The organism is bacterium (genome assembly GCA_024226335.1).
Classification (GTDB): domain Bacteria; phylum Myxococcota_A; class UBA9160; order SZUA-336; family SZUA-336; genus JAAELY01.
This window is the reverse complement of the sequence record JAAELY010000311.1, coordinates 1-24479: the sequence shown is the minus strand read 5'-3', so window position 1 is coordinate 24479 and position 24479 is coordinate 1. Positions and strand designations below refer to the sequence as shown.

Below are 24479 nucleotides of genomic sequence, written 5' to 3'. Positions count from 1 at the left end.
CACGTATTCGACCCCGGTGTCGTACAAAGCCCGGATTCCAATACCGCTCTAGTGCTCCGACTGCTCAAGTCCCGCCAAAACCCGGCCGATCCTGCTTTCTGGAGGCGGCTGTAAGCGAGACGTGAGGAGTATTGAATTGCGTACACTGGGATACGCGACTGCACTAGTCGCGTTGTGCTTCCTCTCCTGCGCTACGAACCCGGGTTCGTTGCCGCCTGTTTCGCTGAACTTCTTCACGCCAGCTCCGCCGGACAATCCCTGGAAGCAGAAGATCGAGAACTGGCAAGCCCGCCACCATCTCGATCCGGTCAACCGGGGCGAGGATCCGCGCGCCAGTTCAAAGCTGTCGCGCGAGTACGATCAGTTCGCCGCCAATATCCGCCGCAAGGTGGCGAACGAGACCGTGAGCTGGGTTCAGGAGCACAGCCGTCGTTACTATCGGCCAGATGGTGATCAGGATCACTGGGCGACACTCGGAGAAGTCGTCGAGGCTGGGGGCGATGACTGTGACGGCCTGGATCTGCTGACCTTCGTTCTCCTGCGCCGCCTGGGTTTCCAGGAAAGCGAGATCTACCGCGCCATCGTCGTCGAGCAGAACTCCGGCCAGCACCACATGGTCACGCTCTGGTTCGAAGAGGGAGCGGAGAGCGACCCCTGGGTGCTCGATCCGACCGGAGTGGTCACCTCGAAGATGGTCCGTCTGGCCGAGGTTCCGGGCTGGGAGCCGATCGAACTCTTCGACGAGGCGGCGCATTTCAACGTCGAGGAAAGCCGCCTCGCAGTCGCGGACGCCGTCTCGGACCGCTGACCGACGGAGATCTTCTCGCTTCTGCACGAAATGCTGTAGACGCGCGCCCAGCGTCGTCTACAATCCGGGCATGGCGCTGGCTCCGAATCCTCTGGAAGCCGAGTCCCCTCCGGACCCGGCCTATCCAACAACCACTCCTCCGGATGCTGTCTATCCCGGGCAAACCCGGGTACCGCTGACCTATCCGCTCGACGAGATCGCGACGCCTTCCATGTGGTCTCGGCTGCAGAGGCCGATTGAACGCAGCCTCGTCGAGATCTGGACACGGGTCGGCCTGCTGGATCGCGCGCGGCCGCAGCGCTGGGTCACGATCCACTACGGTCGCATCTCCCTCAACGCCCACGCCTGGGAACGTATGCGGGCGCGCATCAACCGCGAGCCGCCCGATACCACACTGGTGGAGCCGCCCGATAGCTGGCTGGCCCATTTGCCCGAGTACTGGGAAGAACTGCGCGCTCGCTTGAATATCGGGCGCCTGGAGCGTCGGCTGGAAGAGGCCGAGCGCAAACGAGAGGCTTGTCTGCGCCGCGCGGCCGCGATGGAGTTCTCCGATCTCGACAACGGCGAACTCGCGCGCGGGCCGCTCGACGAGCCTTCCTGGTGTGAAATCCTGCTGCCCTGGTTTGGTCAACGACTCCTGGGCGAGCCCGAAGACGATCCCCCGCCGGCGTTGCGCGCCGCCGTCGCGTTGGAGCAGCGTTGCGGTGTGGAACTCGGCCGCAGGCTCACGGCGCGCAAGGTGCTCGAGAGTCCGGCCCAGGTGGCATTCCTGACGGTGGAAGAACGCATTCGCGCGGTTCACGAGAGCTCGAGCGACTGGGCTGCGCTGGCGCTGACGCGTGAGAATCGGATCGAGAACTTCCTGAAGTTCGATCTGCCCGTTTCTTTCTGGGGCCGACCGCGAATCGACGGGGAAAAAGCCTGATTCCTGGGCTATACAGTCGCCGGTCTAGGAGTTCCAGGGGGGAAGATGTCGAAGAACGAAAAGAAGCTCCAGAACGGTAGCGCGCGAGTCAGTGGCGTGAGTGAAGACGTCGAGTCGCTCGAACTGCCTCTCATCAACTTGCCGGGAGCCCATCCGTGTCGCGATTGCGGAGATTGTTGCAGTTACATCGCGACCGAGATCGACGACCCCTCCACGTTTGCGGATTACGAGAACATCCACTGGTACCTCACGCACAAGAACATCTCCGTCTACATCGACGACGAGAACGACTGGTTCATCGAGTTCCGCTCCGAGTGTGAGCACATCACGGAGAGCAAGACCTGCGGAATCTACGAGGAACGTCCAAAGATCTGCGAAGAGTTCTCCTGGCATGAGTGCGAGAAGAGTTCGGAAGAACGCGCCTGGAAGTACTACTTCAACACCTACGCCGACCTGATCGATTGGATGCAGAAGAAGCGCCCGAAGGCCCTGGATACCTACAACAAGCGGCGCAAGAAGATGCTGGTGAAACGGGCCGAGGCCTCGAAGGAAGAATCGACCCAGAAGCTCGCTTCCGAGCTTTCGCGGCCCCAGCAGCAGGCCTGACTCCGGACCGGAGTCCCGGCTACTTCTACTTGGTCTTTTCTTCGACCTGAATCTGCAGCTGTTTGCGCAGCGCCTCTGAGCGCTTGCGCGCCTTTTCCCGTTCGGCCTCGATCTCGGCCTTCAGATCCTTGCGCATCTGCTCGTCGCGATCAGTTTCGATCTCGAGTCGACGTTGCTGGAGATCGAGCAGTCGATTTTCCATGAGCCGGTTGCGCATCGTTCGATCGCGCGGACCCAGTTCCTGTGGCGTAGCGTCGCTCATGAAGTTGACTGTCACCGATCGCCTCGATTCCGTTCCGTCGGTGGCGCGGACGTAGACTTCCAGGGTGTTGCGACCCGGTTGAACCGGAACCAGTCCCGAGAAGGTTCCGTCGGCGTTCTGAAGCTGGTAGGCCGCCATCTTTTTCGTGGTGCGGTTGCGGATCTCGAGCGCCTCGACTTCGGCGAAGTTCACTTCCTCGAACACGGTCTGCAGGTTCTGAGGGTGGAGCACCGGAGTGAACACTCCGTCGCTCACGCGCGCCATCTCGACGACGACTACGGGTTCCGACAACGCGTCCTCGCCGATCGCGAAGGTGTCGATGCGGATGTTCAGCTTGGACGCCTGCACCGCGTGCCTGATTGCCATCTTCGCGTTTCGGAGCCTTTGACCCTCTATTGGCAGCGTGGGAAAGCCGTCGGTCAGGAACATCATGATGCGCTTGGCATGCTCACGCTTTTCACTGAAGGCGCTCTGCATGCCCATCAGTTCGCTAGTTGCCAGGTTGACGGCAGTCACCATATTGGTCAGCCCGCCCGGACCCCGGTCCAAAATGTTTTCCAGGCCATCTGCGACCTTGCGGAAGTCAGTGGTCAGCGGGACTTCCGTGTAGCCATCGGGCGTGAGCGGGTCGTGGTCGCCGGAAAAGGCCACGATGCCCACGCGCGTCGTGCGCGGGTCGAGTTGATCGAGCATGGTGTGCACGGCTTCGATCTCTGCGGCCAGGATGCTGTCGCCGCGATCGCTATTGGGCAGCGGTAGTAGTTTGCCGAAAATCGACAGGAATTTTGCACCGCGTCGCTCACCCACTGCACCGTCGCCGTCCACGTCGGCACCGGAGGGCGCCGCCGTGCTCTCGGACGTATCGATCACGAACATGATGTCGAACGCCTGGTAGGCGCCGAACAACGCCAGCGCCTTGCCCGAAACGAAGGCCATGCCTCCGGGATCGCCGATCACCGCACCCGAAGCCGGAGAGAAGATTTCTAGTTGAAGATCGGGTTCGTCCGCCCGCGTGACAACGGGGAGCGCGCTGAGCACGAGCGCCAGTGCGAGGCAGAGCGCGCGAGTCACGAAGTTCCCCACTCTTCTGGATCGACGGCCACCGCCCCGCCGCGCACAGCGTTTTCGACGGCTTCGGCCACGGCCAGGTGGACGTCGGGGTTGAGCAGGGCCGGGACCAGTTCGCCCGGTTCCGCAAAGTCGGCGATCGTGGCGGCCGCTGCGAGCTTCATCGAATCGTCGATCGTCTTGGCCCGCGCCTGAAGCGCACCGCGGAAGATGCCGGGGAAGCCGAGCGCGTTATTGACGCTGCGGCCGTCGGCTGCGAATGCCGCCCCTGCATTGCGCGCCACCTCGGGGCGGATCTCCGGATTCGGGTTCGATAGCGCCAGGATGATCTGGCCCTCGCGCACTTGTTCGGGCGCAATCAAGCCAGGTCGACCCGTGGTGGCGACCACGACGTCGGCCTCGGCCATCATCCAGTCGAGCGAACCCGATTCGCCACCGAGTTCATTGAGTCGCCCCATCGCGTCGCGTCTCAGGTCGCTGCCGATCACGCGACGGATACCGTAGGAACGCAGGAGTCTCGAGATCCCGATGCCTGCCGCGCCCAGTCCGACGACCCCGACGGTGAGTCTCTCGAGTTCCTGGCCGGTCATGCGTGTGGCATTTAACAACGCGGCCAGCACCACCACGGCCGTGCCGTGCTGGTCGTCGTGCATGACCGGGATCGGAAGTTGAGAGATCAGGCGGCGCTCGATCTCGAAGCATTCCGGCGCGGCGATGTCTTCGAGTTGGATCGCGCCAAACGAGGGCGAGATCTGGATGACGGTCTCGACGAATGTGTTCACGTCGCGCGTCGGAATCAAGATGGGAATTCCGCTGAGTCCGGTCAGGCGATCGAAGAGCACCGCCTTGCCTTCCATCACGGGCAATCCGGCATGCACGCCGATGTTCCCCAGTCCGAGGATCGCCGTGCCGTTGGTGACGATCGCAACCGTATTTCCCAGCGCCGTGTAGTCATAGACCGACTCCGGGTTGCTGTGAATCTCCAGGCAGGTCGTCGCGACGCCCGGTGTGTAGATCATGCGCACGTCGCCGGGTCGCTCCACGGCTACGGTGCTGCGCATGCGGATCTTTCCGCCGCGGTGGATTTCGAGCACCGGGTCGAAGATCTCCTCGATCCGCACACCCTCCAGGCGTTCCACGGCCCTGTACATGGCATCGATCTGCTGATCGTCGCTCGCGTACAGCTCGATGTCGCGCACGTTGTACTCACCGGCGAGGCGTACGCGCACGATGTCGCCGATGTTCACGCCCGTGTCGCCGATGGTCTTGGTCAGACGACCCAGGGTCCCCGGCTGATCGCGGATCATGACCCGCAGAATCCGCACCTTTTTCTCGTTCGTTATCACGTGCTTACGTCTCCAGATCGGAAAGTAGAGGATCGTCGGGTCGCTTGCTACGGTCGAGAGGAGAGGGGGGGGATTGGGGCGAGTCGAACGATCAGTCGCGCCTGCGGGCGCCAGTGCCGACGCCGAAGCGGCCTCGGAGCGAGAACTGCCATTGACGGCCGTGCGCGACTGGCTACGCGTGCCTTCCCATTTGGGCCTGCCCGCCTGGGCCCGGCCCCGGCTGTCTCAGACGCTGCGGGACGAGCGCGACGCGCGCGTGGGCAGGGCGCTGGAAGAGACCGTCTTCGGGGTGGTCGATCTCGAGACGACCGGCACCTCGACGGACGCGCGTATTCTCGAGGTGGGATTGGTCGTGCTCCGGGGCGCTCTCGTGCTGGAGAAATTCGAAACCCTGGTCGACGTGGGTGCCGAGGTGCCTTCCGGCATCACCTCGCTCACCGGCATCTCGACTGATCTCCTGGTCGGAGCTCCCGAAGAAGCGAGCGTACTGGCCCGTTTCGCGCAGATTCTCGAGCGCAATCGGGTCGAAGTCCTGGTGGCGCACAACGCTTCGTTCGATCGGGCCTTTTTGGAACGCGCCTGGCGCGACCACCGCCGCGAACCGGCCCTGCCGGATTTCGTCTGCTCGGTCCGCCTGGCCCGGCGCTGTGTGCGGGCGCCGAGTTTCGGACTCGACTCGCTGATCCAGCACCTGTCGATTCCGTTGCGAGCGCGGCATCGCGCCCTGGGTGACGCGGAAATGACCGCCGACCTCTGGCTCGAACTGCTCGGCCGCTGCAAACTGCAAGGTATCCACACTCTTGAGGCGCTCCGCGAGGTGGCCGAGGTCGGCCGGCACAAGAAAAAGGCGGGCAAACGCGTTCGCGTCGTTCACGTCCGAGATGGCGTCGATTGAGCGGGCCGAATTTCGTTCTTTGCTGGGCCCGGCCGAGAAGAAGCGCATGAAAGCATCCCTCATCATCCCGATCGTGACACTGGCTCTGTCGATCCTCCCTCAGGGTGCCTATGGCCAGCAGGGAGATCACGAGCAGGCTCCGATCGTGGTGATCGACGCCGGTCACGGCGGCGACGACCTGGGTGCGCGCGGTCGCGCCGGGCTCGTTGAAAAGGAACTGGTGCTCTCGGTCGCGAATCTTCTGGGTTCGGCTCTGCAAAAGAGGGGCGTGGTCGTGTTCTACACGCGCGAGCGCGACGAATTCGTGCCGCTGGCCGCGCGCGTGCAACTCGCCAATCGCGCGAAGGCCGATCTCTTCCTTTCGATCCACGCCAACGCCGCGCCCGACACCCGCGTGAGCGGCTCCGAGTCCTACTTTCTGTCCCTGGACGCCAGCGACGCCGAGGCGATGCGAGTGGCCATGACCGAAAACGCCGTGTACAAACAGGAAGGCACGAATCCGGAAGGAGCCGACATCGTCGGATCGATTCTCGGAGACCTGATTCGCACCGACCATCTGCGCGGTTCGAGTCGGGTCGCATCCGCGATCCAGCGCAAGCTGGCGCCGCTTTCCGGAGACAGTCGAGGCGTCAAGCAGGCGCCCTTTGTCGTGCTGATGGGAGTCAATATGCCGGCAGCCCTGATCGAGATCGGGTTCCTGACCCATCCGGCAGAAGAAAGGCGCCTGAAGCAGGGCAAACACCAGCGCGCGATCGCAACGGCTATCGCCGACGCAGTCGAACACACGCTGACCACGCCCCCCGCGGATGCGGCGCCCATGGAGATGATGGAGTGAGTCGAGGTGACGGACGCGCAGCCGATGAGCTGCGACCTGTTCAGATCGAACTGGACTTTGTAGAGAATCCGGCCGGTTCCGCACTGATCCGCATGGGCCGCACCCTGGTGCTGTGCACTGCGAGCCTGGGCGAATCGGTGCCCGGCTGGTTGCGAGGCGGCGGGCGCGGTTGGGTGACGGCCGAGTATTCGATGCTTCCGGGTTCGACCGACACGCGCAACGACCGGGAATCCGCAAAGGGCAAGATCTCCGGGCGCACCATGGAGATTCAGCGTCTGATCGGCCGCTCACTGCGCGCGGTGATCGATCTGGATGCCCTCGGCGAGCGAAGCATTACGGTGGACTGCGACGTGCTACAGGCCGATGGCGGCACGCGCACGGCCGCGATCACGGGCGGCTACGTCGCGCTCGCACAGGCCTGCCAGCGCATCGTCGCTGCCGGACAGCTCAAACAGAGTCCGATGATCGACTCGGTTGCCGCGATCTCCGTTGGAATCGTGGGCGGAGACATCCTGCTCGACCTGCCGTATCCCGAAGACGCGCGCGCCGATGTCGACATGAACGTGGTGCGCACGGGCAAGGGGCGACTGGTCGAAGTCCAGGGAACCGGTGAAGGCGGCACCTTCGACCGCAAGCTGCTCGACCGTATGCTCGACCTCGCCGAAAAGGGCATCGACGAGCTCACGCAACTGCAGCGGGAGGCTCTGGCACGTTGAGCCCGGGCCCCGCGAGTCCGAAAAAGCGGGTCCTGCTGGCCACGCGCAACGCGGGCAAGGTGCGCGAGATGCGCGAACGCCTGGCCCGTGTAGGAGTCGAGGTCGAAACCCTCGACGCCTACCCGGACGCACCCGAAGTCGAAGAGACGGGAACCACCTTCGAGGAAAACGCTCGCCTGAAAGCCTTGCAAACGGCGGGCGCGACCGGTCGCTGGGTGATTGCCGAGGACTCCGGTCTGTGTGTCGATGCTCTCGGCGGCGCCCCCGGCATCCACTCTGCGCGTTTCTCCGGCGTTCACGGCGACGACGCCGCGAACAACGAAAAACTGCTGCGCGAGCTCGCGGGCGCCAGCCGCCGCACCGCCCACTACGCTTGCGTGATCGCATTGGCCCGGCCCGACGGCGAGGTCCTGCTGACCAGTCATGGCCGCTGCGATGGCCAGATCGCGGATGAGCCGCGCGGCAAGGGCGGTTTCGGCTACGATCCGCTCTTCATCGCCGATCGCCTGGCGCCCGACACCATGGCCGAAGTCAAACCCGAGCAGAAGCAGCGCGTTTCGCATCGCGCCGCCGCACTGCGCAGCTTCCTGTCTCCGTTCGAAGCCCTGATCGATCAGATCGACGTCTGATCGGGCAGAGTGTACCGTCTGCGCTCTCGCTCGAGAACGGGGCGTAGCGCAGCTTGGTAGCGCGCGTGCTTTGGGAGCATGAGGTCGCCGGTTCGAATCCGGCCGCCCCGACCAGCGAGGACCCGCAACGCGAGCGCGAGGCCGATCAGGCGGCTGGCCGGCTGAGCAAGAGCCTTGACATGCGCTTTCGCGATCGCTCACATCAGAGCATGACTCCAATCGATCGTCGCGAGTTTTTGCGTCAGGGGATCGCCGTAGGTGCTGCGACGAGCTTCTTGCCTGTTGTCGCGCGGGCTGAGCCCGAGGCGCCGCGCGTGCGTCGCTATGCGAGCCTGGGCAAGACGGGTATGGAGATTTCCGATATCTCGTTTGGCGGGAGTCGGCGCGGCTTCGATGAGCGACTGGTACGCGAGGCCTTCGACCTGGGCATCCACTACTTCGATACAGCGGAAGGCTGTCGCGGTGGTGATTCAGAGAAGATCATCGGCGTGGTGGCCATGAAGACCCTGATGGGCGGCAAACTCAACGACTTGAAGCCCTACGAGACGAGCGCGGGGAGCTTTCCCCAGGCCGCGTTTCGCTGGGTGCTTTCGAATCCCCGCGTCGACGCGCTGATCGTCTCGATGACCCGTCGCCCGCAGGCCGACGAGTACCTGGGCGCTTCGGGTTGGCAGCGCAGTGCCTGGAACGATCCGCGCCTGCTTTTTCGCTACGCGCAGCATCGTACGAGCCGTTACCGCCGCCACGGTTGCGCTGGCTGCTCCGGGGTCTGTCCCCGGGGAGTGGAGATTCCAGAAGTCCTGCGCACGCGCATGTACGCGGAAGACTACGGCGATCTGGAACTCGCGCAAGCTTGCTCGGATGCGTGTCCGTACGGCATTCCGATCGCCTCGAACGCGAGGGCGACTCACCGGCGGCTCGTGCGCTCGTGAAGCCCGAGGCAATCCTCTTCGACCTGGACGACACGTTGACCGACCGGCGCGTTTCGCTGGCCGGTTACGCGCGCATCTTCGCTTCCGAGTTTGGGGAACGACTCGAGGAGCTTTCCGGCGCCGATCTCTACGACCGGATCGTGAGCATCGACCAGAACGGATACAATCCGCGTCGTGCCGAAGACCTGCACGAGCAATTGCCGTGGATCTCCTCGCCCGGCCACGAGCAGCTTTTCGATCACTGGACCGGGACCTACCCGGAGTGCTGCATCGCGCGGCTCGGGATGCGCGACACGTTGATCGCTTTGCGCGAAAGGGGCATCGAACTGGCTGTCGTGACCAACGGTCCGGCGCTCGGGCAGCGTTCCAAGCTCCTGCACCTGGAAGTGGTGGATTACTTCTCCAGCGTCGCGGTCTCGGGGGATGATGATATATCCAAGCCCGACGCGCGTATCTTCGAGCGCGCGCTCAAGCCGATCCAGGTCGCTCCCGAACACGCCTGGTTCGTCGGCGACCATCCGCAAAATGACGTCGTGGGTGCACGGGACGCGGGGCTGACCGGAATCTGGCTGCAGGCCAACCACGACTGGCCGCAGGATCAGCCCGGGCCGCAGCATCGAATCACGGCGCTGCCCGAACTACTCGATCTGCTCTAGACGCGGATACCATCCAAGGGGGACCCAGGTTTGTTGCGAAGTATTCTTCCGGCCCTGGCTGCGGGCCTTCTCGGCGGGCTGATCGGAGCCTGGTTTCTCGCGACCGACGAAAAGAGCGCCGATCCCGACGCCCTTGCCGCACCCGGCGAGATGGCCGAGATCGGCGACGGTGCGCACTCGCGTTTCGCCGTGCTCGCGTTGAAAGCGGCGTCTGGCGTGGTGAAGGTGCACACCTCTCGCACGGTTGCGCAGCCTTCGCTGGACGCCGGCCGAGCGCCGTTTCCCGGGCTCTTCGAGCGCTTCCAGAGTCGTCGAGGTCAGCGTCCGCGGCGCGAGCGTGCGGAGCGCAAGCTACCCAGTCTGGGAACCGGTTTCATCATCTCGCCCGACGGGCTCATCGTCACCAACAATCACGTGGTCGAGGGTGTGGACGAAATCGAGGTCGTACTGCGCGACGGACGCAAACTACAGGCGAGCGTCGTCGGACTCGATCCCATGACCGATCTGGCCTTGCTTCGCGCCGCAGGAGCGAGTGATCTCGATGCGCTTCCCCTGGGCGATTCCGACGTGGTATTGCCTGGCGACTGGGTCGTCGCCATCGGCAATCCCTTCGGACTGGGGCACACGGTGACCGCCGGAATCGTCAGTGCGAAAGGCCGCGACATCGGCCAGGGGCCGTACGACGATTTCATCCAGACCGATGCAGCCATCAATCCGGGCAACTCTGGCGGCCCACTGATCGATCTGCAGGGCCGCGTGATCGGCATCAATACCGCGATCAATCCGCGCGCCAATACGATCGGCTTCGCCGTTCCGATCAACATGGCCAAGAGGATTCTCCCGCAACTCGAAGCCAGTGGCCGGGTGCAACGCGGTTTCCTGGGCGTGATGGTGCAGCCGGTCACCAAGGGGCTGGCCAAAGCATTGGGCTTGGCGAACCTGCAGGGTGCGCTGGTCTCCAACGTGGAAACCGGCGGTCCCGCAGATCTGGGCGGCATCTTTCCCGGAGACGTGATTGTTCGGATTGCCGGGCTGCCCATCGAGAACCTGCGAGATCTCACCCACGTGGTTGCAGACGCGAAGGTCGGAGAACCGGCCGAGATCGAAGTGCTGCGCATGGGCAAAAGGCGAACCTTCTCCGTGCGGGTCGCAGAGCTCGAAGAACTGCAGGAGACGGCCCAGGCTGGCGAAGCTCTGGGCGGCGCATCACTCGGAATCGAGATCGAGCCGAACTCTCCCGATTTGAAGGAGCGCTACGGACTGGATGTGGACGACGGTCTGGTCATCACTCGGGTCCAGCCCGGGGGTTCGTCGGATGCGGTGGGCCTCGAAGAGGGCGATGTCCTGCTCGAGATGGACCGCAAACGGCTCGCCACGCCCGATGACCTGCGCGGCGGTCTCGCCGTTGCCGGTGAACAGCCCCTATTCAGGGTTCGACGCGGGAACACGACGCTCTTCATCGTGGTCGATCGGGGTCGTTAGGTTTCCGCTGCGATCTGGGTGCCGAAAATTCTTCGATCGGCTCAGGCGTCGAGGATCGAACTCAAGTACGCGCCCGCCATGTGCGAGTACTCGCGAACCAGTTCAGCCCCTTCCTCGTTCGGCAGTCCGAGTGCGGTTCGGCTGGCCGCACCCGCGAGATCGCAGACCAGGAAACACGCTCTCCACAGGCGCTTGTCCGGGATCTCTGGATCGAGCAGACGGCGAACGGTATCGAACATGAACTGGGCGGTGTCGCGCGAGTCATTCAGATCCAGGTGTCGAATGGCCTTGCTCGCCTGTATTCCCGTCCAGATGTCGACCAGGGCGGGATCCTCCTGGAGAAGACGGTAGATGGACTCGACGAGTTCTTCCGCAGCCGCTTGGAGTTGTTCCGCATTCGCTACGGCTTCGAACTTCTCGCGCAGCATCCGGTTGACGACGCCCAGGTGCTTGGAGAAAAGGCACGCGAGCAACGCGGTTCGGTCGGGAAAGAACTGGTAGAGCGATCCGATCGGGACGCCCGCGCGCTCCGCGGTCTCACGCATCTTCAGGTGTTCTGAGCCCTTCTCACCGATCAGTTGCCGGGCGGCGGCCAGGATTCCCTCTACCCGCAGACGACTCCTCTCCTGGGAGGGTTCCCTCCAGAGGGGGCTATCGGCCGGCTCGATCTCACGCATGGAGGGTCTGGTTTTCATCTTCGTCCTTGATCTTAACGTGAGCGTTGTTCATAATCAATAACACGAACATTGCTCATGTACGGGCCAAATACCCGGTCCTCAACAGAATTTCAAGGAGTCGATCATGCCGAAAACGCAAGAACTGCCGACTTTCCTTCCCGAGAAAGGCCGATCCTGGCAGGAGGTCGAGGCGGATCTCCTGGGTTTCCAGGCCATGGATCTGGACGAGGACGTCCATCTGCGGCTCCTCACCGGGATCCACAAGGGCGATGAGCGCGTCCACGAAGTCTGTCGCAAGGCGTACTTCATGTACTTCCACACCAACGCCGTGTTGGCCGAGTACCACCCGGGTCAGGGACGCATCCAGAGGGAGGTTCTCGAGATGGCCGTGCGCTTGCTAGGCGGAGGGGCGGAAGGGCGCGCGAATATCACCAGCGGTGGGACCGAAAGCATCATGTGCGCCATGCACACCGCACGGGAATGGGCGCGGGCGACCCGGCCCGATATTTCCGAGCCCTACCAGATCGTCATGCCGCGGACGGCGCACGCGACGTTCGACAAGGCCGCACACTACCTGGGTATGGAACTCGTTCGAGTTCCCGTCGGTGCGGATCTGCGCGCGGATGTCGATGCGCTCGAAGCCGCGATCACACCAAGGACACTGGTCCTGGTTGGATCGGCTCCTTGTTGGGGCTTCGGCCTGCTCGATCCGATCCACGAGATCGCCGCACTGGCAGAGCGGCACGATCTCTGGATGCACACGGATTGCTGCGTGGGCGGCTTCCTGTTGCCCTTCATGGAACGTCTTGGGATCGAACTGACTCCGTATGATTTCCGTGTACCCGGGGTCAAGTCGATCTCGGCCGATCTTCATAAACACGGTTATGCGGCAAAGCCGTGTTCGACCGTGCTCTACCGCAATGAAGAGCTTCAGCAACACCACTGGACGGGTGTCGCAATCAGCGACTGGCAATCCGGCATGTACCGCACTCAAGGAGTCATTGGCAGCCGTCCCATGGCCGCAGTGGCGGCGGCGTGGGCGGTCATGAACTTCCTGGGCGAGGACGGCTACGTCGACCTTGCGCGGCGTTCACTCGAGGTCAAAGATCGGCTCGTCGCCGGGATCGAAGCCGTAGAGGACTTCCGCTGCCTTCCGAACGAGTCCCTCCTCTTGCCCTTTCGCTCCGAAACTCTCGACATGCTGAAGGTCTTCGGTGGACTCGTCGAGAAGGGCTACTTCCCCTGGGGAACGTTCGACCCGATTTACGTGCATCCCTCGGCCGAACCCGTCGACGATGTCGTGGTGGAAACATTCCTCGCAGATCTGGGCGACATCGGGAAGGGAGTGAAAGACGGAACGCTGACCGCCGAGGCCCTGGGAACGTATATCTGAACAAGAGAAGCGGCTCGGAAGGATTCCGATCCGCGCGTGCGAACGGAATTGCGGCACTGGCGCCCGTCGCGTACCCGGAAGGTCGGTCCACGGCGGTCCTGGGGTGGGATGTTGGCTCTGGAATACCTCTTCGGTCGGCCCGCGGGTGTGGCCAGCCTGGTCCTGGCGAGTTCTCTGTGCAGTACTTCCTTCTGGGCCGAAGAGACCCATCGGCTTCGCCAAGGGCTACCGGATTCCGTCCAGGCCACCATGCAGCGTTTCGAAAAGTCCTTTCACCAGGCCGAGCCGCGACGTGGATCGGATCGTCCGGGCCTCTCGGCCGAAACCATGAAGCGCCGAGGGCGCCTCATCGCGATCACTGCCGGGTTGATGTCCGGCGCGGTCGGGCAGCGCATCGCCGGGTTGGCCTCGCGGCTTCCCTTCCTGCGCGCGGCCGCCTACCAGATCGCCGGGCTCGCGTTCCTGCGACAACACGTCTACCGACTGGATCCGGCGCCAGATGTCTTGTTCGACGGTATCGCCGGCTTCAATACGGAACTCTACGAAGCCATGTGGGGGCCGAGTGATTTCTTTGCCACGGGCAGTCTGGCGAACTGGGACGTCGAAGAGAGACTGGCTGAGATCGATGTCCCCACACTCATCACTTCCGGTCGTTTCGACGAGGCGACCCCAACGCATATGGAACGGATCCGCAATGGGATTCCCGACTCGCGCTGGGTCTGTTTCGAACAGAGTTCGCACAGCGCGTTCCTCGAAGAACCCGAGCGCTACCGCACCGTACTGGAGGACTTCCTCGTCGAAGTGGAGGATCGCAAGAGCGGCCCCTCACTCTCGGTGCGAGGCCGCTCTTCCTGAAGATCAGACTGCGGAGTCAGAGCGCCTCGTCGCCGGATTCCCCGGTGCGGATGCGGATCGCATCGCTCACCGGAATCACGAAGATCTTGCCGTCGCCGATCCGGCCGGTCGCGGCCTTTTCCGTGATCACTTCCACGAGGCGCTCGACTCGGTCGTCGGAGACTACGATCTCGAGTTCTACCTTTGGCAGCAAGTCGACTACGTATTCTGCGCCGCGATAGAGTTCCGTGTGCCCCTTCTGGCGGCCGAAGCCTTTGACCTCGCTCACGGTCATGCCATCGATGCCGAGTTCGCTGAGTGCATCGCGGATGTCATCGAGTTTGAACGGCTTGATGATTGCTTTGATCATTTTCATGAGAATTCCCCTGGCGAGCGGCCGCCTCGTGAACTGGAGTTTCCGTCGACCCGAGAGGGTCGTACGGTCGAATTCGATCCCGGTCCGTCTGTTCTGTTAGGTGTTGGATGCACGCTTGTGACCTAGGAGTGTTCCGCGACGTGAGATCCGCTGGTTCCGGCGTATGCGGTTTCGGAGTGAAGCGCCAGATCCAGGCCTTCGGCTTCGTCTTCCTCGTGGACCCGCAGATCACCCATGACGAGCCGCAAGCCGACCAGGATCGCGATCGTGGTGACTCCGGCGAAAACCGCGGTGAAGCCGATGCTGATCACCTGCTTGCCGAGTTGCTCGCCCCAGGTCACGCCTTCGGGCAGGGCCGAAGCGGAGATGAAGAGTCCGGTAGCCAGAGCTCCCCAGGTTCCACCGACGCCGTGCACGCCGAAAACGTCGAGCGAATCGTCATAGCCGAGGGCCGGTTTCAGGAGGCCGACCGCTGCAAAACAGATCACCGACGAACCGATGCCGATCGCGATCGAGGCCAGTGGCGACACGAATGCGCAACCGGGCGTGATCGCCACCAGTCCCGCAACCGCGCCCGTGGCCGCGCCCAGAACCGTGGGTTTACCGAAGCGAAGCCATTCGATCGCGACCCAGGTCAGCAATGCCGCGCAGGTGGCTGTATTCGTGGTCAGGAAGGCCAGCGCTGCAGTGCCGTCGGCGGCCAGCGCGCTACCCGCGTTGAAGCCGAACCAACCCACCCAGAGCATGGCTGCGCCAATCACGGTGAGCGGAAGACTGTGCGGTGCCATGGCCACGCGCCCATAGCCCTTTCGCTGCCCCAGGTAGAGCGCGGCGACCAGCGCGGAGAAGCCACTGGACATATGCACCACGAGTCCGCCCGCGAAATCCAACGCGCCCAATTGTCCGCCCAGGTATCCACCGCCCCAGACCATGTGCGCCAGCGGGATGTAGACCGCGAACAACCAGATCACGATGAAGGCCAGATAGGGACCGAAGCGCATGCGTTCGGCGAATGCGCCGATCATCAGTGCGGGCGTGATGATCGCAAACATCGCCTGGAAGATGACAAAGACGTACTCGGGAATCGTTCCAGATACTGAGTCCGTGGTGATTCCATTGAGTCCGGCCTTGGCGAAGTCGCCAATGAATGCTCCGTCGCCGCTGAACGCCAGGCTGTAGCCGCATAACACCCACACCACGCCTACGATGCCGGCCGACATCAGACATTGCATGAGGATTGAAAGGATGTTCTTCGCCCGTACGAGGCCGCCGTAGAACAGCGCCAGGCCGGGCAGGGTCATCATCAAGACGATTGCAGAAGAAACCATGACCCAGGCTGTATCGCCGGAGTTGATCGTGCTCTCCAAGGCATATCCCTTCCGCGGACCGGGTCCGCACCAGAAACGTCGAAATCCAGAGTTGGAAGGACACGAGAGCAAGGCCTGTGCCATGCGAGGACGCGGGCCGACGGGGCCGGTGAGCGCCTGAGGCGGAGGTTTCGCGGATTTCTAGCCCAGAACGCCAGCAGGCACTGCCTGAGAACTAGGCAGTGCCTGCGTCTAGCGTCCGGTCATAGAGGGGCCGAAGAATGGCTTGGGCCGGTTGGCCGGCCCGGACCTCAGGCCTGGTTTTCTTCCTCGATCAGCGCTTTGAATGAAGGCCGGGCGTGCAATCGCTGCACGTAGGCAGCCAGTTTCGGCCAGCGGGCGGCGTCGATCGTCTCGCCGCCGTGCGCGTAGCTGACGAACATCGAGCCGATCGAAGCGTCGGCGGCCGTGAAGCGGTTGGCCACGATTCCGTCACCATCGCCCACCACACTCTCCAGGTGATCGAAGACCCGCGGTACGGCCTCTTCGGTCAAGGTTTTCAGACGCGCCTCATCCGCTTCTTTGCCCATCATCTTTACGTTGACGTAGCGCTCGCGGAAAAACGGCAGGACCGCGCTGGCCACTTCCGTGTCTCCGTACTCTTCGTAGAAAAGGGTCTGGCCGTAGAGCTTGGCATCTTCGGGGAAGAGCGGTGCCGCAGGGCGCGTCTTTTCCAGGTAACCGATGATCGCGGAGGAATCCGGCAAGGTGTAGCCGTCATCCTCCTCGAAGACGGGGATCTTGGCCGCGGGACTGATGGCCAGAAACTCGGGCGGAAGCCCGAATGGAACCACCGGTAGTAGTTCGTAGGAGATGTTCTTTTCGGCGAGTGCGACGCGCAGCTTGCGAACGAAAGGCGAGAGATTGACGCCGTGGACTTTGGGCATGAGGGGCTCCTTCGAGTGAGTTGTCGGGGTGGGATGGACGAGTAAAGGGAATCAATCGCTCTGCGGACGGACCAGGTCGGCGAGCGGGCTGGACGCGAGATCGAAAAGATCGGGTAGCAGGCAGAGGGCCGAGTCATCTCCTCGTACACGCAGAGCACCGTCGGCCTGAGCTCGCGCAGCGTCGACCAGTCCGGCGAGCACCGAGAGCATGACCAACGGCTCAGCCCAGACCGTGGCGTCGACTGGCTGGGCGTCGTCGATCAGGTGCGTTCCCGATGCGCCTCCGGCCACGCGCATGACCAACTCGGAGTCACCGTCGGGCAAGTGGAGTTCGAAGCGCTTGGCGGGTGTGGGGGTTTGAAGTGCGAAGGCCTCGACGGCCGCGAGCATCCAGCTCGGTTCGAACTGATCGCTCGAAACCGGAGGCAAAAGGAAACGCGTTCCCCAACGCATGAGCTCGTGTAGAAGGGGCCGCGCCGCTTCTCCCGCGGCCGCCAGTTCGTACACCGTGGAGGCCGCGGGTGGGGCCAGCGCGCGTTGCTGCACCAGGCCGCGCGCTTCGAGGCGAGCAAGTCGTTCGGTCAGCACACTGGAACTCACTGAACCTAGACGACGCCGGATATCGCTGAAGCGCTGGGGCCCCAGGTTGAGTTCTCTCAGGATCAAAAGCGTCCAGCGCTCGCCGAGCACTTCGGCCGCCCGAGCCAGCGGGCAGAACTGTGGATAGCGAAACTCGGCCATTGGCTCAGCGTACGGGAGGGTAGTTCGAAAATCAAACAACCCCCTTCGTCTTCCGAACAGTTGGTTGTGGAGCGAAGAATGTTCCTGGCTCGTAGACGGGGTCGAAAGTGGATGAAAGGCTCGATCTGCGCTCCTGGGAGTTGCCAGAGATCCTCAACCACTCGATTTCGGCTCCACGCCCAATTTCCGCACCACAACCGCTAGATTGCCCGGATGGCGAATCCTTCTCTTTGGCCCGAGGTCGAATCCGAATTTCTTCAGGACTGCCGGGTATTTCGCGTGCACCGCAGTCGCGCTCGCTCGCCCAGGACGGGCGCCGAACACGATTTCTACCGGATCGATGCGGCCGATTGGGTGAACATCGTTCCGGTGACGGAGCAGGGCGAGATCGTGATGGTGCGTCAGTACCGACACGGCTCGCGCGAGGTGACGCTGGAGATCCCGGGGGGCATCGTCGATCCCGGTGAGTCTCCGGCCGAGGCCGCGGCCCGCGAGTTGCTCGAAGAGACCGGCTATCGCGCGGCCGAGGTCCAGCCGATCGGCCTGGTCAATCCGAACCCCGCTCTCTTTGGAAATACCACGCATAGTTTTGTGGCGCATGGCGTGCGTCTGACGGACGAGATCCGCAACGACGGAACCGAAGAAACCGTGGTCGAGAAGGTCGCGCGCGAGGCGCTTCCAGAGTATCTGCGCGCGGGGCGCATCAGTCACGCGCTGGTCGTGGCGGCGCTCTTCTGGTTCGATCTGGATGAACGCACCGGAGGTGCGCGGTGACGCACGCGCCGAACTCGCAGATGTCGGCCGAGATGCGGCTCGGGGATTTTCTGGCCGCCTATCTGCAACGCATCGGTGTGACGCGCATCTTCGGCATTCCGGGCGATCTGGTGCTGGGGTTGTTCGAACGATTCGCGCAGGGTCGTGAACTCGATGTGGTCACGCTCTCGCACGAGCCGTCGGTGGGTTTTGCGGCCGACGGCTACGCGCGCACGACCCGACGTCTGGGCGTGGTCTGCGTCACTTATGGGGCGGGTGGACACAATACGGTGAACCCGGTGGCGGGCGCCTACGCCGAACGCGTGCCGCTTCTGCTGATTTCGGGTGGGCCGGGCGAGGCCGAGACGCGTATTGCGGGAGTTCATCACCAGGCCAAGCACATCGAGGGCCAGCTACACATCTTCGAACAGATCACCTGCGCGGCGCATCTCGTGCGTCATCCCGAACGGGCTGCTGAGGAGATTCACGAAGTCGTGCGCACCATCATCGACGAATCGCGTCCGGGCTATCTGGAGATTCACCGCGATCTGGTCGATATGCGCATTCCGGTTCCCGAGCACATTCGCGAGTGGGACGGGGTCTGGCCGCGCCCCGCATCGGATTCCCGTCGCCTGAGCGAAGCAGTGGCCGAGGCCGTAGAACGTCTGCGCGCGGCGAAAAATCCGGTGCTGTTCGCCGGTGTCGACCTGTTTCGGGAACACAGCGAGGCGACTTTTCTGGAACTGGCCGAGAAGTTGGGGGTGCCGGTCGTGACCACCATGCTGGCCAAGGGCGTATTCCCGATGAGCCACCCATTACATATGGGTGTACACATCGGACCGTTCAGTCCCGAGCGGATCGACCGGCGCGTGCGCGAAGCCGACCTGGTCCTGGCTCTGGGTACGCAACTCACCGATATCAATCTGGGAGCGGCCCGACCACAAGTGCCGCGCGAACGTTCGATCTGGGCGACGCCGGATTACGTCAACATCTCGTTCCACTCCTATGCCGAGGTGCGACTGGCCGATTTCGTCGAGGCGCTTTCGCGCCAATCGCTGCCCCGTTTCGACGAGAAGGTGATGTACTGCGACAACCTGGATCGGCGGGCCGCCGCCGGAGCCTCCGCAGACAGCCCGCTGACGATCAACGAAATGCTGATCGAATTGAACGAGTTTCTGGCCGCGCACGACACCTACAACGTGCTGGCCGAATCCGGCGATATGGTCTTTGGCGGGTTGGAGTTGCGCCTGCACGGCGGTCTCTACCTGGCGCAGGGGTACTACGCGTCGATGGGTTTCGGTGTACCCGCAGCACTGGGTGCGGAGATCGGCAGCGGGCGTCGCACGCTCGCATTGAGCGGCGACGGTGCCTTCCAGATGACTGGCTCCGAGATCTCGCACGCGCCTCGCCTGGGATTGAAACCGATCGTGGTGCTGGTGAACAACGCGGGTTGGGGCATCTTCCGACCGGTGGCGCAGCGCCAGGATCTACTGGAACTGCCGGTCTGGCCGTACGCCGAACTCGCGGAAGCCTGGGGAGGGCAGGGCCATCGCGCGCACAACCGGCTCGAACTCCGCGAGGCGCTACTGGCCGCGGATGCTTCGGATCGCTTCGCGATCGTGGAGTGCGTGACCCAACGCGACGATCTATCTCCGCTTTCGCGTCGCTACATCGAGGCGAGCGTCGCGCGCGCGGACGAGAAACTCGACTAGCCTTCGTTCAACGGACTCCGTTCAACGTGTCTCGCACTCGATCGACGACGGAGGCGTCTGCCCGCATAGGAATCCATTGGTCACGCCGCTGGTCAGGTTCGCGCAAGCGGACGCATGAGCGCCTTCGATCGCGGACTGACGCGCGTCTCCATAAGATTCACTGCAGTCGCTCTTGTCCGAGAACTCTACGCACACCCGGCAGCGAACCCTGCTCTCGCCCGCTGCTCCGTAAAACAGAACGGCGAAGAAGATGCCGATGGCGGTCAGCGTCAGAGTGATGCGCAACGCTTTGGGCATGCTCAGGCCGACTCCAGCTTCAGGTCAGCGATGATTGTCTTCAGTTCTCTGGCCGTGCGCCGGAATACGGGAAGATCCGTCCTGCAGTAGCGCACGATTCCGGAGCGATCGATCAGGAAGATCGAGCGCCGCGTCATGCCGAAAAGGCCAGCCGCATCGTAGGCCCGGCACGTGTTGCGCTGTGGATCGGCCACCAGCGGAAAGTCCAGGTCGTACTTCTTGGCGAACGTGCGATGAGACTCGAGGGACTGGGAATTGATGCCGATGACCTGGACGCCCAGCTCGCCGAACTCTCCCAGGTGGTCCCGGTAGTCGCAGAGCTGGTTCGTGCACACGGGCGAGTCGTCACCCGGGTAGAAGACCAGCAGCACGGCGCCGTGTTGCAGCCAATCGGTCAGATGAATCCTTCCTTCGCTGGACTCGAGTTCGAAATCAGGGGCCGGGTCTCCGATCTGTGGTCCTCGGGCCATGTTTCCTCCTCGCGCACGCGGCGCGTCCTTGTTATCTACGAAATCATGCAGTTCTGGCAAACCGCGTCCATCGGCCTGTGCTCACTGGCGATTCTTGGAGCTTCCGCTTGCGCGACGCTTCCGACTCCTCCGGACTGGGATCTGTTTGGGGAGATGCCCCGCGACGATGCCTTTGCGCCGGGCGTTCTGGTCTGGCAGGGCATTCGTATGCTCGACGCCGATCGCCAGCGCAAGGCTTCGCCGGATGCGAGTCCACTCGCCCAGGAGTTCGCCAGCTTCTCGCGAGACCTGCGTCGCGAGATCGTAGAACGTACGGTGAGGTGGGTGCAATTGAACAGCGGGTTGTATTTCGAAGCCGACGGAGAGATCGACACCTGGCCCACGCTGGCCGATGTGCTGGAAAGCGGTGGCGACGATTGCGACGGCATGGACGTCCTGACGTTCGAAATCCTGCGCGACGCTGGCTTTGAGCGCGGAGAGATCTACCGCGCGGTGCTGGTGCGCGAGGAGGATCAGCTGCACCATATGGTCACGTTGTGGTTTCCCGTGGATCGGCCGCAGGATCCCTTCGTGCTCGACCCGACCGGTGATGTGACTCCGATCGTGCGCAGGCTTTCGCAGGTCCAGAACAAATGGACGCCGCTGGTCTTGTTCGACGAGACCGATCGCTTCCGCGTGCAGATGCCGCAGTCCTGATGAGTCTGTTGCGAACCCCGAGCGTCCTCTGGCTCGTCCTGCTGGCGCTGGTCTGGCCTCCGATCTCCTCTGCCGACCCCCGTCCGCCGCCGGATTCCGCGGTGCTGCGGGTCGGAACCAGCGGGGACTACGCGCCGTTTTCTCGGGCCGGTCGGGGCTTCGACGTCGACGTGGCGAAGCTTCTGGCCGCCGAGTTCGGTGCACGTATCGAGTGGGTTCGCTTTCGCTGGCCGGAACTGAGCGAGGCGATCGCGCAGGACCGCTTCGACGTAGCGATGAGCGGTGTGACCTGGCGCGCGGCGCGCGCACTCGATGGCTATATGACCCGCGCGGTTGCCAGCGGCGGACCCTGTGTGATCGGCGACAGCGAGGCGACGCGTATCGCGGTCAACCGCGGCGGAATCCTGGAGCGCTGGACTCGGGGACGCTACCCGGGAGCGCAGATCCAGGCTCTCGACGACAACACGGCCCTGCCCGAGAAACTCGTCAGTGGCGCCGTCGACGCGATCGTCAGCGATAGTTTCGAAGTGCACCACTTCCGTCGCCCCGGTCAAGCCTACGCCTGCGAGCCCGCGATCGATCGCAAGGTCTACTGGGTGGCGCCAGCGCGCGCTCGAGAACTGGGTCCGCGCATCGACTCATTCCTGCGCGAGCACGAGGCGCAGATCGATGACTTGCGAGTTCAACACTTTGGCGTGTCGACGCCGCGCGACGATCTCGATCATCTGATCGATCTGCTCGCGCGGCGCCTGGCGTTCATGCCGTCTGTCGCGGCCTGGAAACGGGCCAACGGCAAACCGATCGAAGACCTGGAGCGGGAGCGTCAGGTACTGGAGCGCGCGGTGGCCCAGGCCAAGGCCCGCGGCATTTCGGCCGAGAGTGCTCGCGGCTTGTTTCGCGTGCAGATCGAGTTGGCCAAGGCGATTCAGTCGCGAACACCCCAGGGAGTGCAGGGACTCGACCTCACTCGGGTGCGAAACGTGCTTTCAGCGCTGGGGGATCGCATTCTCGAATCCCTGGCCGGCCAGATCCCGCTTCCGGCCGATGGCCTGACCGCGGGCACACAGCGGCTGATTCCGTTGCACGTGCAGCTCGAGCCGCAAGAGTTCGAAATGCTTCGCAGCCAGCTGCTCGCGCTGCGCGCCGACTAGCGGGAATCTGCGAATTCCATTGCGATTTCGGGTTCTTCGGCGGACAATATGGATCGGACAGAAAGGGAGGAGACCCTATGGGACTCATAACCTCAATCCTCCAGAAACGGTCCCCGGTCGTGCATACCATGACCGAGGACCAGACCGTCGTAGAAGCGTGCACGCTGATGGCTCAGAAGCAAGTCGGCGCCGTCACCGTGATGGGGGATGGCCGGATCGTCGGCATCTTCAGTGAGCGCGACATCCTGCGGCGAGTCATCGGTGCGGCGAGGTCGCCGGAGAAGACGTTATTGCGCGAAGTGATGACGCCGGATCCGGTCACGGCCGCGGTCGACGAGGAGCGCCTGATTGCCATATCGAAGATGCAGGCAGTGGGTTGCCGGCATCTTCCGGTGGTCGTGGGCGAAACCGTGATCGACATGCTGTCGATGCGGGACCTGCTCTTCGTCGAGCTGGAGGAAAAGGAAGAAGAGGTCGAGTCGCTGCGGCGCTATATCGGCGGTAGTTACTGATCCAGACGACAGGTCAAGCTGGCGGCGAGTCGCTATGGTGGTGCCATGCGGGTCGCAATCGCGCAGCTGAACCTCACCATCGGAGATTTCGCCGGGAACCTGGCCGGGATCCGAGAAGCCCTGGAACGCACTCGCGCCGAGGGTGCCGAGGTCCTGGTTCTGCCCGAACTGGGCATTTCCGGCTATCCACCGATGGATCTTCTGGAGCGCCCGAGTTTTCTGCGCGACCACGAGCGCGCGCTCCGGCAGCTCGCAGATGAGGCTGGCGATCTCAAGCTACTGACCGGCGCGATCCTGCCGGCACCCCCGGGCCGCGCGCGCAAGATCTGCAATGCGGCGGTCGTGCTATCGGGTGGGCAGGTCGAGTTCCAGCAAGCCAAGACCCTTCTGCCGACCTACGACGTGTTCGACGAACAGCGCTACTTCGATCCCGCCAGTACGCGCGTGCCCTGGGAGTTCGGCGGTCGCCGCATCGGCGTGACCATCTGCGAAGACATCTGGAGCGGTGCATTCTGGGGCGATCGCCGCCCGTATCCGATCGATCCGGTCGAGCAACTCGTGGCGCAGGGCGCCGAGGCTATCTTTACGGTATCGGCTTCGCCCTGGGAGCAGCACAAGACCGAGTTGCGCGAGGCCATGGTGCGGGAAGCTGCGACCCGCTTCGGCGTGCCGTTCGTGTTCGTGAATCTGGTCGGTGGCAATGACGAACTGGTGTTCGATGGAACCAGTTTCGTGGTCGACGCAGAAGGCCGTGTCACCCAGCGCCTGAAGCGTTTCGACTCGGATTTCGCGATCGTCGAGCCCTTCGCGGAGGGACGCACTCCAGCCGCGCCGGTCGAAGAAGACATCGAACTGCTCGAACGCTCGCTCGTGCTGGGCATTCGCGACTACCTGCACAAGCTGGGCATGCGCTCGGCGGTGATCGGACTTTCGGGTGGTATCGACTCGGCGGTCACCGCGCATCTGGCGGCCAGGGCCCTCGGTCCAGAGAACGTGTTCGGCGTTCTCATGCCCGGTCCGTTCTCGTCGGAGCACAGCGTGAGCGACGCCGAAGCTCTGGCCGAGAACCTGGGTATCCAGCAGCGCATCGTGCGCATCGACTCCATCTACAAGGACTACCTGGAGCAGTTCGCGCATCTCTTCGGTCCCGAGGAAAGCTACGGGCTGACCCAGGAGAACATCCAGGCGCGCATCCGTGGCTCCCTGCTCATGGCGGTGAGCAATCACGAAGGTTGCATCGTGCTGGCCACGGGAAACAAGAGCGAGCTATCGGTGGGCTACACGACACTGTACGGTGATCTGGTCGGTGGGCTGGCCGTGATCGGCGATGTACTCAAGCGCGACGTGTATCGACTGGCTCGTCACGCCAATCGCGACGGCGAACGCATTCCCGTCAATACGATCGAAAAGCCGCCCTCGGCCGAACTCGCACCCGATCAGCAGGACACCGATT

General features: G+C 63.4%; 27 protein-coding genes and 1 tRNA gene. 19 read left to right on the top strand and 9 right to left on the bottom strand.

The window, feature by feature from the left end:
* Positions 1-136 precede the first annotated feature (136 nt).
* The 3 genes from GY725_16150 (at position 137) to GY725_16140 (ending at position 2339) form a co-directional block, all read left to right on the top strand.
* The gene (locus GY725_16150) at positions 137-808 is read left to right on the top strand and encodes a hypothetical protein (GenBank protein MCP4005722.1); all 672 of its coding nucleotides are present in this window, start codon (positions 137-139) and stop codon (positions 806-808) included.
* A 70-nt stretch (positions 809-878) separates the two neighbouring features.
* A complete protein-coding gene (locus tag GY725_16145) occupies positions 879-1733 on the top strand; it encodes a hypothetical protein (protein MCP4005721.1) in 855 nt (284 codons plus the stop codon).
* A 45-nt stretch (positions 1734-1778) separates the two neighbouring features.
* Positions 1779-2339 (top strand): YkgJ family cysteine cluster protein, encoded by a 561-nt coding sequence (locus tag GY725_16140; protein MCP4005720.1) that lies wholly within the window; start codon positions 1779-1781, stop codon positions 2337-2339.
* 25 nt (positions 2340-2364) lie between these two features.
* On the opposite strand, the gene GY725_16135 is transcribed toward GY725_16140, so the two are convergent.
* Both GY725_16135 and GY725_16130 read right to left on the bottom strand, forming a co-directional pair.
* Entirely contained in the window at positions 2365-3672 is a 1308-nt protein-coding gene (locus GY725_16135) for a VWA domain-containing protein (protein ID MCP4005719.1), read from the bottom strand.
* The gene (locus GY725_16130) at positions 3669-4976 is read right to left on the bottom strand and encodes an NAD-dependent malic enzyme (GenBank protein ID MCP4005718.1); all 1308 of its coding nucleotides are present in this window, start codon (positions 4974-4976) and stop codon (positions 3669-3671) included. The genes GY725_16135 and GY725_16130 overlap by 4 nt, the downstream gene beginning before the upstream one ends.
* Positions 4977-5088: 112 nt before the next feature.
* Between GY725_16130 and GY725_16125 the strand changes: the two genes are divergently transcribed.
* From GY725_16125 to GY725_16090, 8 genes are all read left to right on the top strand, one after another.
* Positions 5089-5910 carry a hypothetical protein gene (locus GY725_16125; GenBank protein MCP4005717.1) on the top strand — a complete coding sequence of 274 codons (822 nt, stop codon included), beginning with the start codon at positions 5089-5091 and terminating at the stop codon, positions 5908-5910.
* Positions 5911-5956: 46 nt separating this feature from the next.
* Complete coding sequence (locus tag GY725_16120) at positions 5957-6745, top strand: N-acetylmuramoyl-L-alanine amidase (protein MCP4005716.1); 789 nt, start codon at positions 5957-5959, stop codon at positions 6743-6745.
* Positions 6742-7461 (top strand): ribonuclease PH, encoded by a 720-nt coding sequence (rph, locus tag GY725_16115; GenBank protein ID MCP4005715.1) that lies wholly within the window; start codon positions 6742-6744, stop codon positions 7459-7461. The genes GY725_16120 and rph overlap by 4 nt, the downstream gene beginning before the upstream one ends.
* A 68-nt stretch (positions 7462-7529) precedes the next feature.
* A complete protein-coding gene (gene rdgB / locus GY725_16110; GenBank protein ID MCP4005714.1) occupies positions 7530-8090 on the top strand; it encodes an RdgB/HAM1 family non-canonical purine NTP pyrophosphatase in 561 nt (186 codons plus the stop codon).
* 37 nt (positions 8091-8127) lie between these two features.
* Positions 8128-8204, top strand: a tRNA-Pro gene (locus GY725_16105).
* Between the two features lie 65 nt (positions 8205-8269).
* A complete protein-coding gene (locus GY725_16100) occupies positions 8270-9022 on the top strand; it encodes a hypothetical protein (GenBank protein ID MCP4005713.1) in 753 nt (250 codons plus the stop codon).
* A complete protein-coding gene (locus GY725_16095) occupies positions 9019-9678 on the top strand; it encodes an HAD family hydrolase (protein ID MCP4005712.1) in 660 nt (219 codons plus the stop codon). Before GY725_16100 ends, GY725_16095 begins: the two co-directional genes overlap by 4 nt.
* A gap of 30 nt (positions 9679-9708) precedes the next feature.
* A complete protein-coding gene (locus tag GY725_16090; GenBank protein ID MCP4005711.1) occupies positions 9709-11160 on the top strand; it encodes a Do family serine endopeptidase in 1452 nt (483 codons plus the stop codon).
* Positions 11161-11201: 41 nt separating this feature from the next.
* On the opposite strand, the gene GY725_16085 is transcribed toward GY725_16090, so the two are convergent.
* Positions 11202-11855, bottom strand: a complete 654-nt coding sequence (locus GY725_16085; GenBank protein ID MCP4005710.1) for a TetR/AcrR family transcriptional regulator — start codon at positions 11853-11855, stop codon at positions 11202-11204.
* A 106-nt stretch (positions 11856-11961) separates the two neighbouring features.
* Here GY725_16085 and GY725_16080 point away from each other — a divergent pair, with 106 nt between their 5' ends.
* Together GY725_16080 and GY725_16075 are read left to right on the top strand one after the other, a co-directional pair.
* Complete coding sequence (locus tag GY725_16080; protein ID MCP4005709.1) at positions 11962-13230, top strand: aspartate aminotransferase family protein; 1269 nt, start codon at positions 11962-11964, stop codon at positions 13228-13230.
* Between the two features lie 108 nt (positions 13231-13338).
* The gene (locus tag GY725_16075; GenBank protein MCP4005708.1) at positions 13339-14085 is read left to right on the top strand and encodes a hypothetical protein; all 747 of its coding nucleotides are present in this window, start codon (positions 13339-13341) and stop codon (positions 14083-14085) included.
* 16 nt (positions 14086-14101) lie between these two features.
* Here the strand turns inward: GY725_16075 and GY725_16070 are convergent, their stop codons facing one another.
* From GY725_16070 to GY725_16055, 4 genes are all read right to left on the bottom strand, one after another.
* Complete coding sequence (locus GY725_16070) at positions 14102-14440, bottom strand: P-II family nitrogen regulator (protein MCP4005707.1); 339 nt, start codon at positions 14438-14440, stop codon at positions 14102-14104.
* A gap of 122 nt (positions 14441-14562) precedes the next feature.
* Positions 14563-15807: an ammonium transporter gene (locus GY725_16065; GenBank protein ID MCP4005706.1), complete on the bottom strand. Its 1245-nt coding sequence runs from the start codon at positions 15805-15807 to the stop codon at positions 14563-14565.
* A gap of 251 nt (positions 15808-16058) precedes the next feature.
* Positions 16059-16694 carry a glutathione S-transferase family protein gene (locus GY725_16060; protein MCP4005705.1) on the bottom strand — a complete coding sequence of 212 codons (636 nt, stop codon included), beginning with the start codon at positions 16692-16694 and terminating at the stop codon, positions 16059-16061.
* Between the two features lie 51 nt (positions 16695-16745).
* On the bottom strand, positions 16746-17435 hold the full coding sequence (locus GY725_16055) for a helix-turn-helix transcriptional regulator (GenBank protein MCP4005704.1): 690 nt from the start codon (positions 17433-17435) through the stop codon (positions 16746-16748).
* 213 nt (positions 17436-17648) lie between these two features.
* On the opposite strand from GY725_16055, the gene GY725_16050 reads away from it, so the two are divergent.
* Complete coding sequence (locus tag GY725_16050; GenBank protein MCP4005703.1) at positions 17649-18209, top strand: NUDIX hydrolase; 561 nt, start codon at positions 17649-17651, stop codon at positions 18207-18209.
* Positions 18206-19900, top strand: a complete 1695-nt coding sequence (locus tag GY725_16045) for a hypothetical protein (GenBank protein MCP4005702.1) — start codon at positions 18206-18208, stop codon at positions 19898-19900. Before GY725_16050 ends, GY725_16045 begins: the two co-directional genes overlap by 4 nt.
* Positions 19901-19921: 21 nt before the next feature.
* On the opposite strand, the gene GY725_16040 is transcribed toward GY725_16045, so the two are convergent.
* On the bottom strand, positions 19922-20197 hold the full coding sequence (locus tag GY725_16040) for a hypothetical protein (protein ID MCP4005701.1): 276 nt from the start codon (positions 20195-20197) through the stop codon (positions 19922-19924).
* Between the two features lie 2 nt (positions 20198-20199).
* Complete coding sequence (locus GY725_16035; GenBank protein ID MCP4005700.1) at positions 20200-20667, bottom strand: peroxiredoxin; 468 nt, start codon at positions 20665-20667, stop codon at positions 20200-20202.
* Between the two features lie 45 nt (positions 20668-20712).
* On the opposite strand from GY725_16035, the gene GY725_16030 reads away from it, so the two are divergent.
* From GY725_16030 to GY725_16015, 4 genes are all read left to right on the top strand, one after another.
* Complete coding sequence (locus tag GY725_16030; protein MCP4005699.1) at positions 20713-21363, top strand: hypothetical protein; 651 nt, start codon at positions 20713-20715, stop codon at positions 21361-21363.
* Entirely contained in the window at positions 21363-22514 is a 1152-nt protein-coding gene (locus tag GY725_16025) for a transporter substrate-binding domain-containing protein (protein ID MCP4005698.1), read from the top strand. The genes GY725_16030 and GY725_16025 overlap by 1 nt, the downstream gene beginning before the upstream one ends.
* 128 nt (positions 22515-22642) lie before the next feature.
* Positions 22643-23026: a CBS domain-containing protein gene (locus tag GY725_16020; protein ID MCP4005697.1), complete on the top strand. Its 384-nt coding sequence runs from the start codon at positions 22643-22645 to the stop codon at positions 23024-23026.
* A gap of 45 nt (positions 23027-23071) precedes the next feature.
* Positions 23072-24479, top strand: a 1408-nt coding sequence (locus GY725_16015) for an NAD+ synthase (GenBank protein ID MCP4005696.1), incomplete at its 3' end; no start/stop codon positions are given.

Coding starts and splice junctions, on each gene's coding strand:
- rdgB (MCP4005714.1), top strand. CDS start 7,530: ATGCGCGAACGCCTGGCCCGTGTAGGAGTCGAGGTCGAAACCCTCGAC.
- GY725_16145 (MCP4005721.1), top strand. CDS start 879: ATGGCGCTGGCTCCGAATCCTCTGGAAGCCGAGTCCCCTCCGGACCCG.
- GY725_16080 (MCP4005709.1), top strand. CDS start 11,962: ATGCCGAAAACGCAAGAACTGCCGACTTTCCTTCCCGAGAAAGGCCGA.
- GY725_16020 (MCP4005697.1), top strand. CDS start 22,643: ATGACCGAGGACCAGACCGTCGTAGAAGCGTGCACGCTGATGGCTCAG.
- GY725_16070 (MCP4005707.1), bottom strand. CDS start 14,440: ATGAAAATGATCAAAGCAATCATCAAGCCGTTCAAACTCGATGACATC.
- GY725_16100 (MCP4005713.1), top strand. CDS start 8,270: ATGCGCTTTCGCGATCGCTCACATCAGAGCATGACTCCAATCGATCGT.
- GY725_16120 (MCP4005716.1), top strand. CDS start 5,957: ATGAAAGCATCCCTCATCATCCCGATCGTGACACTGGCTCTGTCGATC.
- GY725_16035 (MCP4005700.1), bottom strand. CDS start 20,667: ATGGCCCGAGGACCACAGATCGGAGACCCGGCCCCTGATTTCGAACTC.
- GY725_16030 (MCP4005699.1), top strand. CDS start 20,713: ATGCAGTTCTGGCAAACCGCGTCCATCGGCCTGTGCTCACTGGCGATT.
- GY725_16130 (MCP4005718.1), bottom strand. CDS start 4,976: ATGATCCGCGATCAGCCGGGGACCCTGGGTCGTCTGACCAAGACCATC.
- GY725_16050 (MCP4005703.1), top strand. CDS start 17,649: ATGGCGAATCCTTCTCTTTGGCCCGAGGTCGAATCCGAATTTCTTCAG.
- GY725_16025 (MCP4005698.1), top strand. CDS start 21,363: ATGAGTCTGTTGCGAACCCCGAGCGTCCTCTGGCTCGTCCTGCTGGCG.
- GY725_16140 (MCP4005720.1), top strand. CDS start 1,779: ATGTCGAAGAACGAAAAGAAGCTCCAGAACGGTAGCGCGCGAGTCAGT.
- GY725_16085 (MCP4005710.1), bottom strand. CDS start 11,855: ATGAAAACCAGACCCTCCATGCGTGAGATCGAGCCGGCCGATAGCCCC.
- GY725_16055 (MCP4005704.1), bottom strand. CDS start 17,435: ATGGCCGAGTTTCGCTATCCACAGTTCTGCCCGCTGGCTCGGGCGGCC.
- GY725_16060 (MCP4005705.1), bottom strand. CDS start 16,694: ATGCCCAAAGTCCACGGCGTCAATCTCTCGCCTTTCGTTCGCAAGCTG.
- GY725_16040 (MCP4005701.1), bottom strand. CDS start 20,197: ATGCCCAAAGCGTTGCGCATCACTCTGACGCTGACCGCCATCGGCATC.
- GY725_16075 (MCP4005708.1), top strand. CDS start 13,339: ATGTTGGCTCTGGAATACCTCTTCGGTCGGCCCGCGGGTGTGGCCAGC.